We start from the raw sequence: 12,642 nt of genomic DNA, 5'->3' as shown, positions 1-12,642 counted from the left end.
CATCTATTGAGGCAAAGCATTTGGCCACCCGCCAAGCCGCCGATAGCAGGAAGGGAACGAAAAGACCCCTGGGAGAGACCTGCATCATGATTTCGGGCAAACGCATCCTGATCGTCGGCGGCGGCATTGGCGGCATGGCGGCGGCGATCCGCTTGGCCGAACTGGGCGGGCAGGTTTTGCTGATCGATATCGACCCCCAATGGCGGGTCTATGGCGCGGGCATCACCATAACCGGGCCGACGCTGCGCGCCTATCGCCGCCTGGGCCTGCTCGACGCGATCAAGGAACAGGGGGCAATTGCGGCGGGATCGACCATCTTTCGCTATGACGGGCTGCGGCTTGGCCAATTGGACGAACCCGCGCTGGAGGAAGGCCTGCCGGCCACTGGCGGGATCATGCGACCCAAATTGCACCGGATCATGCAGGCGCGGGTCAAGGCGCTGGGGGTGGAAACCCGCCTTGGCCTGTCGGTCAGCGCGCTGGTCAACCGCGACGATGGCGTGGACGTGACCTTTACCGATGACGCGCAGGACCGGTTCGACCTGGTGGTAGGCGCCGACAGCATCTATTCCTGCGTGCGGCGCATGGCCTTCCCGCATATGGCCGAAGCGCAGCCCACCGGTCAGGGATGCTGGCGCGTGTCGATGAAGCGGCCGCCGACGCTCGAAAGCGGCGAGATTTATCTGGGGCATCGCTATCCGGCGGGGATCAACCGCTGTGCTGCAGACATGGTCTATCTGTGGATGCTGACCCCGCATGTGTCGCGCGAACGCCATTTCACCGATGACGAACTGTTCGACGCACTGCGCGCCAATCTGGCCGATTTCGGCGGCAATGTCGGGTGGGTGCGCGACAACATGACCCGCGACGATTGGATCAACTATCGCCCGCTCGCCGCGGCGCTGCAACCGGGGCCATGGTTTAACGGGCATATCGTGCTGCTGGGCGACGCGGTCCATGCGACGACGCCGCATATGGCGTCGGGCGCGGGCATGGCGGTGGAAAGCGCGCTGGTGCTGGCCGAGGAACTGGACCGGGCGGAGGCGATCCCCGTGGGTCTCGCTGCCTATCAGGCGCGCCGCTTTGACCGGTGCCGCCATGTGGTGGAAACCAGTATTGCGGTGGGCAAGATGCAGCTGGCCGGTGAATCCCCCGAAGCGGTCGGCAGCGCGCTGGGGGCGGGGCTGCACCGGCTGGCGGGGGATTATTGATCGGGGGGTTTTAGGCCTTGCCCTAAAAGCCCTCTACCGCCGTTTCGACATGATCGACCTGCGGCGGCGTCTTGAAAAAGGGGCCGGCCAGCGCGCGCCAGGCCTGGAATTCGGGCGAGGCGCGGAAATCGACCATATGCGCTTCGACGCTCTCCCAGCCCACGACCAGCAGATAATGGCCCGGATGATCGACCGAGCGGTCCAGCCGGAAACTGTGGCAGCCGGGTGCCGCGCGGAAATGCGGGGCGGCAGAGGCGACGGCAGCCTCGAACGCGGTAGCGTCCTGCGGGTCGATTTCGATCCGCGCCAGTTCGGAAATCATGCTTAGGCTCCTTTGGTATTACCAGGCGGTTGCACCGGCATCGACGGCAATGTCGGCACCGGTGACGTAGCGCGCTTCGTCGGAGGCGAGCCAGAGGGCGCAATAGGCGATATCGGCCGGTTCGCCCAGACGCTGGATCATATTCTTGGCCAGTACCTGCGCCTCGAACGCGGGGTCGGCGGCGAGATGGCGCTGTGTCGCGGCGGTGCGGATGAAACCGGGGGCGATGCTGTTGGCGCGAATATTGTGCGGCGCGCCCTCCATCGCCAGCTGGCGCGTCATCGCCAGCACCCCGCCCTTGCCCGCGCAATGGGCCAGCGCGGGCGATCCGGGGAGCGCGTGGCGGGCGTTGGCCGAGGCGAAGTTGATGATGGCGGCGCGCCCGCTGACCTTCAGCCAGGGCCAGGCGGCGCGGGTCGCGAGAAACACGATGTCGAGTTCGCCTGCCAGCGTCGCCTTCCACGCATCATAGGTCATCGCCTCGATCCAGGCGAAATGGGCGAAGGCGGCGGCGTTGACGATGATGTCGATATGGCCATGCTGCGCGCCGATCCGGTCGAACAGGGCGGTGGTGGCGCTTTCGTCGAGCAGGTTGCAGGCTTCGTCCGCCCCGGCGCGATCCACGCCGATGACGGTCGCGCCCTCTGCCGCGAACAGCTGCGCGCACCCCTGCCCTATGCCGTTGGCCGCGCCAGTGACTATAGCGACCTTGCCGGTGAGGCGATCAGCCATGCGCCACTACCCCCGCGACAGGCTGGCCGCCACGCCCGAATGGTAGCAGCAGCGCGATGCCGACGCCGATCAGCGCGCCGAGCGAGAGCAGGACGAAGGCAGGCAGCAGGCCGCGTGCCAGCCCGGACAGCAGAGTCACGACCAGGGGGCTTAAGAATTGGCCGAAGGCAAAGGCGCTCTGCCACAGGCCAACGCCGCGCCCGCGTATCTCGAAACGCAGCAGGCTCATCGCCCAGACCAGCAAGGTGGGAAGCAAAAGTCCCGCGCCGATCTGGTTGAGGAAACAGCCGATCAGGAAGATGGAAGGGGTGCGGGCATAGCCCATGATGCAGAAGCCTATGGCCAGAATCGCAAATTCCAGCAGCAAGAGCATCCGCACCGGCCAGCGCCCGATCCGCGAATAGAGAAAGGTGCCGAGCGGCACGCCAATGCTGGCGATCGAGGTCAGGAAGCCGATCCGCGCCGGATCGGTCAGCTGCAATTGCACCAGTCCCGACGACGCCTGAATCTGCACCGTGTAGAAGAAGATGGAGCCATAGACGGTGATCGCCAGGATGATCAGCATATTGGACCAGGGGAAGGCAACCGGGGCTGACGACGCGGCGTCGGCGGGCGATGGCGTGGCGTGCCTGGCCGGTTGCCGGGTGAAGATCAGCACCAGCAGGAACATCAGCAGCGCCGATCCATAGGCCCAGAAGGGCGTCCGCCAGCCGAGCGCGCCCAACTGCCCGCCTATGTTGAAGAAGAGCAAGGCCGACAGCGAGGCAAAGGCGGTCTGCGCCGCCAGCCAGCGGTCGCGCGCCGCGCCGCTGAAATGATCCGCGATCATCGCGGTGGACAGGACCATGATCAGCGCTTCGGAAAGGCCCACCCCGACCCGCGACAGCAGGATGGCGGGCAGGCTGTGCAGGAACAACGGCGCGACACCGACGACTGCATAGACCAGCAGCGATCCCAGCAGCAGGCGGCGATGGCCGAGCCGATCGCCCAGCAGTCCCGCTATCGGCGAGAAGAAGGCGACGCACAGCGCCGGGATCGTAAGGATCATCGGCACCCAATAGGCCGCGCCCGGCACATGACCGAACGCCTGCATCAGCTGCGGCAGGATCGGCGCGAGCAGCACGATCGCCATGGTGGACAGGGTGATGGGCAGCAACAACGCCACGCCCGTCAGCATGCCGGGCGCGCGACTCATCGGCTCAGGCTTGCCCTTCATATCCACTCCTTCAATCATTGCCTGCCAGCAGAGCCGGAGCGGCGGGCGGGATCAAACGCAAAATATGAAATCCACCTATCGACCCGATGGCGCGGGTAAAAAGGCCGCGTGTTCGGAAGCAAAGTCTATGGCAAGAAGCGGATTAACGATCGCCGATACAAACAGAAGGAGAGCTGCACCGCCATGGACACAGGGTTGACGCCGCACCGGACGCATGGCGACGAGGCCCGCCCCCTCCATGCCTGAGCCATATGACCTTTTGATCGTTGGCGGCGGGGTGAACGGCACCGCCATTGCCAGAGCCGCTGCGGTCGCGGGCCAGCGGGTGTTGCTGGTCGAGCAAGGCGATCTGGCGCAGGGGACATCGTCTGCCTCCACCAAGCTGATGCATGGCGGGCTGCGCTATCTGGAATATCATGAGTATAAGCTGGTGCGCGAGGCGCTGGCCGAGCGGGCGGTCATGCTGCGCACCGCGCCGCACATCGTCTGGCCGCTGGAGTTTCGCCTGCCGCACATGCCATCGATGCGGCCCTGGCCGATCGTGCGGATGGGATTGTGGCTTTATGACCTGTTCGCGCTTGGTGGCGGCCTGCCCCGCTCGCGCGGCATCCGGCTGGATGATCCGGCGCTGGTGCAGAATGGCGGGCGAGGGTTCAGTTACTGGGACGGCTGGGTCGATGATGCCAGGCTGGTGGTGCTGAACGCCATGGACGCAGCGGAGGCCGGGGCGGAAACCCGCACCCGTACACGGCTGGAAGCGGCGCAGCGGGCGGCGGACCAGTGGGCCGTGACGCTGCGCGACGCGACGGGCGTGGATCAGGTCGTGGCGCGCACTATCGTCAATGCGGCCGGGCCATGGGTGGAGCAAGTGCTGCACGGTCGGCTGGGGCAGAATGACGGCAGCCATATCCGGCTGGTGCGGGGCAGTCATGTCGTCGTGAAGCGGTGTTTGACGGGCGACCATGCCTGGCTGCTCCAGCAACCCGATGGCCGGATCGTCTTTGCCATCCCCTATCTGGACGACTTCACCCTGATCGGCACCACCGAAGTGACGGTGAACGACCCGACCGATACCAAGATTGCGCCCGCCGAGATCGCTTACTTGCTGGATGCGGCCAATCGCTATCTGCGCACGCCGCTGCGCGAGGAGGCGATCGTCGGCAGCTATGGCGGTATCCGTCCGCTGGTGGATGACGGGACGCAGGCCGCCAGTGCGGTCAGCCGCGACTATCGGCTGGAGCTGGACCGCAAGGGTGCGCCGTTGCTGAGCGTGTTCGGCGGCAAAATTACGACGGCGCGACATCTGGCGCAGGCGGCGCTGGAGCGGCTGGGGATAGAAGGCGGCGACACGCGCGCGCGCGCGCTCCCCGGTGGTGACATTGGGGATTTCGGGGCGTTCCTTGCTAGCGTCCGTGCACGCTGGCCGTTCCTAGACGAACCTGTCGCGCGGCGCATGGCCCATGCCTATGGCAGCCGGATCGGCACGCTATTGGGGGACGCCTGCGCGTCCGATGATCTTGGCACGGACTTTGGCGCAGGGTTGCGGGGGCGGGAGGTCGATTATCTGATCCGCCACGAATGGGCGCGCAGTGCCGATGACATAGTCTGGCGGCGGACCAAATTGGGCTATAATCTTGACCCCGCGCAGGTCGAACGATTGGGCCACTATATCCGCAAGAGCATCGCATGAGCATCGTCGCCATCGACCAGGGCACCACCTCCACCCGCGCGATCCGTTTCGATGCGGAGGCGGCGATCGAGGCGAGCGCCAGCCGCGACCTGCCGCAACAGTATCCCCATCCCGGCTGGGTCGAACAAGACCCGGAGCATATCTGGCAGGGGGCGATCGCAACGCTGCGCGAGGTGCTGACCGATGATGTCGCCGCGATCGGCATCACCAACCAGCGCGAGACGATCCTGCTATGGGACCGCGCTACGGCCAAGCCGCTGCACAATGCCATCGTCTGGCAGGACCGCCGCACCGCCGACCGCTGTGCTGCGCTGCTGGCCGATGGGGTGGAGCCGATGGTCCGGGCCAGAACCGGGCTGCTGCTCGATCCCTATTTTTCCGCGACCAAATTGGCTTGGTTGCTGGACACTATCCCCGGTGCGCGGGCGCGCGCGGAGCGGGGCGAACTCGCCGCGGGGACGGTGGACAGTTTCCTGCTGTGGCGACTGACCGGGGGGCGGGTTCATGCGACCGACCTGACCAACGCCAGCCGCACCCTGCTCTACAATATCGTGACCGAACAGTGGGACGATGATCTGTTGCGCCTGTTCGCGATTCCGCGCGCATTATTGCCGGACGTCCATGCCAATGCGCATATCTTCGGCATGACAGATCCGGCGATTACGGACCGTGCTATCCCGATTGCGGGCATGGCGGGGGATCAGCAGGCCGCGCTGATCGGCCAGCGCTGTTTCGCGCCGGGGCAGATCAAATCGACCTATGGCACCGGCTGCTTCCTGCTGTCCAACATCGGCACCGTGCCGACGCTGTCGGACAAGCGGTTGTTGACCACCATCGGCTACCGCATCGGGCAGGAGCGCGCCTATGCGATGGAAGGGTCGATCTTCATCGCGGGCGCGGCGATCAAATGGTTGCGTGATACGATGGGCATCATCGCCAGCGCGGAGGATAGCGCGCGATTGGCCGCATCCGTCCCCGCCGACCATGGCGTTCACCTGATCCCGGCCTTTGTCGGGCTGGGCGCGCCGCACTGGCGAACCGATGTGCGTGCCTCGATCACCGGGCTGACGCTCGACACTGGCCCGGCGCATATCGTCCGCGCCGCGCTGGAGGCGGTCGCGTTCCAGACCTGTGATCTGGTCGAGGCGATGACGGGTGATGGCGTCGCCCCGCCCGCCATGCTGCGGATCGATGGCGGTATGGCGACGAACGACTGGTTCGCACAGTTCCTGGCTGACATGATGGGATTGCCGGTCGAGCGGCCCGCCAATCATGAAAGCACGGCGCTGGGTGCGGCCTTTCTGGCGGGCATTACCGTTGGCCTGTGGCCCGATCTGGCCGCGCTCGACCGGCTGCCGCGCGCGACACGATCCTTCACCCCTGCCGCTGCCGCCCCGGATCGAGCGCTGTCGCTGCGACACTGGCGCAGGGCCGTGCAACAGGCGCTGGCGACCGGCGTGGAGGCGAGAATGTGATGGCCATTCCGTCGCCCAAAAAGATGTGACTGCCCGCAAGTCTGCGAAGGGATGCGGGCAGACAGGGGATATTGCGCTGTGTAAGGAAGCGTCATGACACAGACGAACCCCCTGCTCGATTCCGGCCTGCACCCGCGCTTTGGCGACATTCGGCCCGACCATATCCTGCCTGCCGTCGAAACGGCCATTGCGCAGCACCGTGCGGCGATGCGCCGCTGTGCCGAAGCGCAGGGATATGACGCGATTTTCCTGGCGAAGGATCGCGCCGACGCGGAACTTTCGCGGGTGTGGCAGACCGTCTCGCATCTGGTCGGGGTTGCCAATACGCCGGAATTGCGCGCGGCGCATGGCGAGGTTCAGCCGATGATCGACAGCTATTTTGCCGAAGTCGGGCAGGATCGCGCGCTTTACGACGTGCTGGTCGCCATTCCACGCGACGGGCTGGGTGAGGCGGAGGCGCGCGCGCTGGCGCTGACCTTGCAGGGGTTCGAGCTGTCGGGCGTCGGGCTGGATGGCGCGGAGCGGGAAGCCTTTGCCGCCAACAGCGTCGCGCAGGGCCGGCTGGCGACGGAGTTTGCCAATGCGGTGATGGACGCGACCGAAGCCTGGACGCTGCATGTCACCGACCCCGCCCGGCTGGCAGGCGTGCCGGAGAGCGACCGGGCTGCCATGGCGCGCGCGGCAGAGGCGAAGGGTCTGGACGGCTGGCTGATCGACCTTCATGCGCCGTCGGTGCGGGCGATTACCGGCTTTGCCGACGATCGCGATCTGCGGCGCACTGTTTATGAAGCCTATGGCACCCGCGCGTCGGATCAGGGGCCTCATGCCGGTCAGTTCGACAATAGCGAGCGGATTACGCAATTGCTGGTGTTGCGGCAGGCGGCGGCGGGGCTGTTGGGCTATGCCGATCCCGTCGCTTTGTCGCTGTCCACCAAAATGGCGCGCGATGGCGAGGAGGTCGATGCGTTTCTGGTCGATCTGGCCCGGCGGGCGCGCCCGCATGCCGAGCGGGAGCTGGCCGAGCTGGCCGAATTTGCGCAAGCACAGCTGGGTATCGATACGCTGGAGCCATGGGATATCGCCTATGCGACCGAGCGGATGCGGCGCGCGGTCCATGCGCTGGACGAGGCGGAAATCCGCGCGCACCTGCCGCTGGCGCGGATATTGGACGGCCTGTTCGCGCTGGTGACCGAGCTTTATGGGGTGGACATTCGCCCGGCCGATGGCGCGCCGGTCTGGCATGAGGATGTGCGCTATTTCACGGTGCATGACGCTGATGGCGCGCCTGTGGCTGCGCTCTATTGCGACCTGTTCGCCCGTGCGGGCAAGCGCGGGGGCGCATGGATGGATGTGTGCCGCCCACGGCTGCGCGAGGCTGACGCCGTGCAAATGCCGATCGCCTATCTGGTGTGCAATTTCGCCAGCGGCAGCGCGGGGCGTCCCGCGCATCTGACCCATCAGGAAATGGTCACGCTGTTCCATGAAATGGGGCATTGCCTGCATCATCTGCTGACGCAGGTCGATGTGCCATCGGTCGGCGGCATATCGGGCGTCGAATGGGATGCGGTGGAATTGCCCAGCCAGTTCATGGAGAATTTCGCCTGGGAACCCGCCATGTTGCGGCGTGTGTCCGCGCATGAGGAGAGCGGGCAGCCGCTGAACGAAGCGATGATCGGGCGGATGCTGGCCGCGCGACGGTTCATGGGGGCGGTGGCGCTGCTGCGTCAGGTCGAATTTGCGCTGTTCGACCTGCGCCTGCACCAGTCGGCGGCACAGAAGGATGGTCCTTCGGTGCAGCAGATTGTTGCGGCGGTGCGGCAGGATGTCGCCGTGATCCACCCCCCGGCATGGCATCGCTTCTCCCACAGTTTCAGCCATATTTTCGCAGGCGGCTATGCGGCGGGTTATTACAGCTATTTGTGGGCCGAGCGCCTGTCCGCCGATGCATTCGAAGCCTTTGCCGAGGAAAAGGCGGATCGCGCCGCGCTGGGCGGCCTGTTTCGCGACCATGTGCTGGCGCGCGGCGGATCGCGCCCGGCGATCGACAATTTCGTCGCTTTCCGGGGGCGGCAGCCGGACTCGGCGGCGCTGCTGCGCGCGCTGGGACTGGCCGCCTGATCCTAGCGGGCTGATATGGCCTGAAAGCTGGCCCGCATCCGTGCGGGATCGGCCTTTCGACCGGTAAAATGCTCGAAGGCTCCTGCTGCCTGGAAGATCGTCATGCCGCTGCCGTCAAGAACGCGGCAACCGGCGGCGCGGGCTTCGGCCAGCAACTGGGTTTCGAGCGGAAAATAGACGATATCGGTCACCCATAGACGGGGATCGAGACAGGCCTGTGGAACGGCGCTGCCGGGATAGCCGACCATGCCCAGCGGCGTCGCGTTGACGATGCCGTCGGCGCTGCGGATCGCCTGCGCCAGATCGTCGCCCACGATCGCCCGACCATTGCCGTAAATGGCGTTGAGCGACGCGCAGAGCGTCAGCGCGCGATCCCTGTTAGGATCGAACAGCACCAGCTTTCCCGTCCCCATGCCCATCAGGGCGTGCGCGGTCGCGGCCCCTGCCCCGCCGGACCCCATTTGCACAACCTGATCCAGGGGGGCATTGGGCAGGCCGGTGCGCAGATTTTCTGCAAATCCGAAAATATCGCTATTATATCCGTAGCGGCGGCCATTGCGGAAGGCGACGGTGTTCACCGCGCCGATTTGTGCCGCCTGTTCCGACAGTTCGTCCAGATGGGCGATGACCGCCTGCTTATAGGGGTGGGTGACGTTGACACCGGCGAAACCGCACAGTTGCAGCGCCGCCAGCATCCTGTCGAGGTCCGCCTCCCCCAGCCCATCGGCGGCGAAATCGAACAGGCGGTAGATGAGGTTCACCCCCTGCGCTTTGGCTTCCTGTTCATGCAGCCATGGCGAGAGCGACCGCCCGATATCGCGACCGATCAAACCTGTCAGAAAGGATGCCATATGATGAGCCAAGGCTGAAATATCCCGTGCAGAAAATCCGCTCCCCGCCGGATGGCGGAGAGCGGGAGGGGGAGAGTTAGAAGTTGAACTTCGCGCCGACATAGAAGGAGCGACCGACCATGTCGTAGGTGCCCGCATCGGTGCCGTTCTGCGAACTGGCGACGAAAGGAATAGCCTTGTCGAACAGGTTGGTGATGCCGCCGCGCAGCTGGAAATTCTCCGTAATGTCGACGGTGGAGAAGATGTCGAACAGGTTATAGGGCTTGACCCCGACCTGTTCGGCCGCCGGTGTGGTGATGGCGCTGATGTCGCGCAGCTTGCCCTGATAGCGCCAACGCAGGCCAGCCCCGAAAACGTCCGAGCTGTAGCCCACCGTCGTGAGCGCTTTCCATTTGGGCAGCGGGCGGCCCGGCGTGCTGGTGCCGACGAAATCCTGCACCGCCGAGCCCGGCAGGGTCTGGACCTTATAATGGTTGAGCCAGCCGATTGCCGAGGAGGCATAGATTTTGCCGGACCCGTTGCCCATGCCCGCATCGGCAAGCTTGAGCGACCAGTTGACCTGCACATCAACACCATCCGTATCGAGCGCGCCCAGGTTCAGATAGGGTTGCGCGATGGCGACCAACTGGCCGGTCGGATCGCGCTGGATCAGCTGGCAGAATTCATTGCTGTTGGAATAGCTGCTGTTCGATCCATCGAGATTATAACATTTCGCCAGCACCGTCAGGCCGTTGATGGTCGAGATGACGTTGCGGATCTTGATATTGTAATAGTCGACCGAGAAGGAAAAGCCCGACAGCCAGGGCGACGAGAATTTGGGATTATAGACGAAGCCGACGTTGAAAGTATTGGCCTTTTCCGGGGTCAGGCCGCTATTGCCCTGGATATTGCCGCCGGTTGCGGTCGTAGCGAACTGATAGGCGTCGATCGCGGCGAGCGGGATGCCCTGGGCCAGACAAAGCCCTCGAACCTGCGCGCCATTGGCACCGGTGCGGGCGGTCGAGCGGGTATCGCAGGGATCGCCGATCGCGACCGGCGGGGTGCCGATGGCGAGTTGTGACCCGGTCACCGGCGAGAACAGCTCCCCGATATTGGGCGCACGGACGGCGCGCTGATAGCTGCCGCGGATCAGCAGCGATTCTACCGGCTGCCAGCGTCCGTCAAATTCGAAGCTCTTGACGCTGCCGGTCGGGTTATAATCGGAATAGCGGAAGGCTGCGCCGACACCCAGTTCGTAGAAGAAGGGGGTTTCGGACAGCAAGGGAATGTCGATCTGCGCCGCAAATTCCTTGACGCTGATCTGGCCACGGGCGGCAGCCGAACCAACGACGGCCTCGACATTGTTGGACACCAGATCCGCGCTGGGATTGAAGGCGTAGCTGTTCTTGCGATAGCCCGCCAGCAGCGCGAGCTGGACCGGACCGGCAGGCAGGTTGAACAGCGGGCCGTTCACCTGGCCCTGCACCTGCGTCTGGGTCAACCGTTCGGTGCTGTTGACCGTGCTGGTCATATAATCCTGGCACGCCTGCGACAGGCTGGTCGCGTTGGCGATGCCGAAGGGGTTGAACCCGCCAGCGCAGAGCGACGCGCCGCCATCGGCCGCGTTGAGCAGGGTCTGGACCCGCGATTTCAGCACCGCGTTGAACATCGACTGATTGTGGACAGTCTCATCATAGGAGGCGAAAGCGTCGAACTTCCATGATCCGGCCAGCGTGCCTTTCAGGCCACCCAGATATTGCTGGACGCGGTAATTTTCGTCCCACCCCTTGTCGGCGATGCCGACATAGCGCGCGCTCCAGCGGAAGGGCGCAGCCGGATTGGTGCGCGAGGCCAGCAGCGTGCGCAGGTCGGACGGGATGAAGGGGTTGGTGACCGGGATCGTCGTGAAGGGTGCAAACTGGGTAAGGCTGCCGCCGCTTTCGGTCGTCACGGTGGAATCGACATAGAGGAACTGGCCATAGGCGGTCAGCGCTTCGGTGATGTCGAATTCGCCCTTGGCGAAAGCAGACTTGCGCTCGAAGGCGTTGAGGACCTGAAGCTGTGGTCCCACCGGCATACGGACATTGCCGCCGATTACGGCATAGGCGCCCGTGGTTGGCCCCTGATAGTTGATCGCCCCGGTCTGGGTAAACAGCGAGCCATTATTGTTGAAGCCAAGGTTGAGCGTGCGGTTGATCGGGCTGGTGACGCCATATTGGGCGAACACGCCCGCCAGTGCCGCCTGGCTGGGCAGGTTGAGCGCGTCGGGAACGAAAGCGCCAGTGCCGATGAAAGAGGAAGGGACGCGGTCGGCGAAGAATGAGCGCTGCGAGCCGGACAGCGGATCGCGCTTGGCGTAGCTCAGCGCCAGCATCAGCCGACCGCGATCATCCGCAAATTTGGTGCCCAGCGCGAGCGAGGCGTTGAACTTGCCATAGTCGCCGCGGAACGAGTCGCCCTGCTGGATGTCGGCGCGAACGCCGTCAAAATAGCGGTCGGTCTTGAAATTCACGACGCCGGACATGGCGTCCGATCCATAGATGGCCGACGCGCCACCGGTGATGACATCGACCGATCCGATGATCGATTCAGGCAGGATGTTGATGTCGACATTGCCGTTAATGTCCGACAGCGGCAGGCGGCGACCATCGAGCAGCACGAGATTGCGGTTCGACCCCAGCCCGCGCAGGTTGAGCGTGGCGCGCCCGCCCGCCCCCTGACCGCCGGTGCCGGCATTGCCCGACGGGGTGAAGCCGGGGAGCTGGTTGAGCGAATCTTCCAGCGTGATCTGACCGCTCTGCTGCACCAGCTCATCGGAGACGGTGACGATCGGGCTGACGGCGACATTATTCGGCCGCGCGATCAGCGATCCGGTGACGACGATATCGGCGGTGCTGGGCTGTTCAGGTTCCGCAGCGACCGGCGGGGTCGCGTCAGCCGCCGGTGTCTGGGCGATGGCGGGCGCTGCAAAGGCAGCCAATATCAGGGCCGTCGCCGACCCGCTCAGCCGCAGTCCCGTCAGAAAAGAAATAGTCATGCTCATCCTCC

Annotated in this window: 9 protein-coding genes; 4 read left to right on the top strand and 5 right to left on the bottom strand. The window is 64.9% G+C overall.

Annotation, left to right across the window (positions count from 1 at the left end):
- The first annotated feature begins 86 nt into the window (after positions 1 to 86).
- Positions 87 to 1,211 carry an FAD-dependent monooxygenase gene (locus Q0D44_RS09000; RefSeq protein WP_294135524.1) on the top strand — a complete coding sequence of 375 codons (1,125 nt, stop codon included), beginning with the start codon at positions 87 to 89 and terminating at the stop codon, positions 1,209 to 1,211.
- 22 nt (positions 1,212 to 1,233) lie between these two features.
- On the opposite strand, the gene Q0D44_RS08995 is transcribed toward Q0D44_RS09000, so the two are convergent.
- From Q0D44_RS08995 to Q0D44_RS08985, 3 genes are read right to left on the bottom strand one after another with little or no spacing between them, the layout of a single operon-like run.
- On the bottom strand, positions 1,234 to 1,533 hold the full coding sequence (locus Q0D44_RS08995) for an antibiotic biosynthesis monooxygenase (RefSeq protein WP_294135522.1): 300 nt from the start codon (positions 1,531 to 1,533) through the stop codon (positions 1,234 to 1,236).
- An 18-nt stretch (positions 1,534 to 1,551) separates the two neighbouring features.
- Complete coding sequence (locus Q0D44_RS08990) at positions 1,552 to 2,265, bottom strand: SDR family NAD(P)-dependent oxidoreductase (RefSeq protein ID WP_294135520.1); 714 nt, start codon at positions 2,263 to 2,265, stop codon at positions 1,552 to 1,554.
- Positions 2,258 to 3,481: an MFS transporter gene (locus Q0D44_RS08985; RefSeq protein ID WP_294135518.1), complete on the bottom strand. Its 1,224-nt coding sequence runs from the start codon at positions 3,479 to 3,481 to the stop codon at positions 2,258 to 2,260. Before Q0D44_RS08985 ends, Q0D44_RS08990 begins: the two co-directional genes overlap by 8 nt.
- A gap of 238 nt (positions 3,482 to 3,719) precedes the next feature.
- Between Q0D44_RS08985 and glpD the strand changes: the two genes are divergently transcribed.
- From glpD to Q0D44_RS08970, 3 genes are all read left to right on the top strand, one after another.
- Positions 3,720 to 5,171, top strand: a complete 1,452-nt coding sequence (gene glpD / locus Q0D44_RS08980; RefSeq protein ID WP_294135516.1) for a glycerol-3-phosphate dehydrogenase — start codon at positions 3,720 to 3,722, stop codon at positions 5,169 to 5,171.
- Positions 5,168 to 6,646, top strand: a complete 1,479-nt coding sequence (gene glpK / locus Q0D44_RS08975; RefSeq protein ID WP_294135515.1) for a glycerol kinase GlpK — start codon at positions 5,168 to 5,170, stop codon at positions 6,644 to 6,646. Before glpD ends, glpK begins: the two co-directional genes overlap by 4 nt.
- 93 nt (positions 6,647 to 6,739) lie before the next feature.
- Entirely contained in the window at positions 6,740 to 8,764 is a 2,025-nt protein-coding gene (locus Q0D44_RS08970) for a M3 family metallopeptidase (RefSeq protein ID WP_294135513.1), read from the top strand.
- Between the two features lie 2 nt (positions 8,765 to 8,766).
- Here the strand turns inward: Q0D44_RS08970 and Q0D44_RS08965 are convergent, their stop codons facing one another.
- Together Q0D44_RS08965 and Q0D44_RS08960 are read right to left on the bottom strand one after the other, a co-directional pair.
- Positions 8,767 to 9,615 carry a shikimate dehydrogenase gene (locus Q0D44_RS08965; protein ID WP_294135511.1) on the bottom strand — a complete coding sequence of 283 codons (849 nt, stop codon included), beginning with the start codon at positions 9,613 to 9,615 and terminating at the stop codon, positions 8,767 to 8,769.
- Positions 9,616 to 9,691: 76 nt separating this feature from the next.
- Positions 9,692 to 12,631, bottom strand: a complete 2,940-nt coding sequence (locus Q0D44_RS08960; protein WP_294135509.1) for a TonB-dependent receptor — start codon at positions 12,629 to 12,631, stop codon at positions 9,692 to 9,694.
- Positions 12,632 to 12,642 lie beyond the last annotated feature (11 nt).

The organism is Sphingobium sp., from assembly GCA_023266575.1.
GTDB lineage: Bacteria > Pseudomonadota > Alphaproteobacteria > Sphingomonadales > Sphingomonadaceae > Sphingobium.
This window is presented reverse-complemented; position numbering and strand designations above follow the sequence as displayed.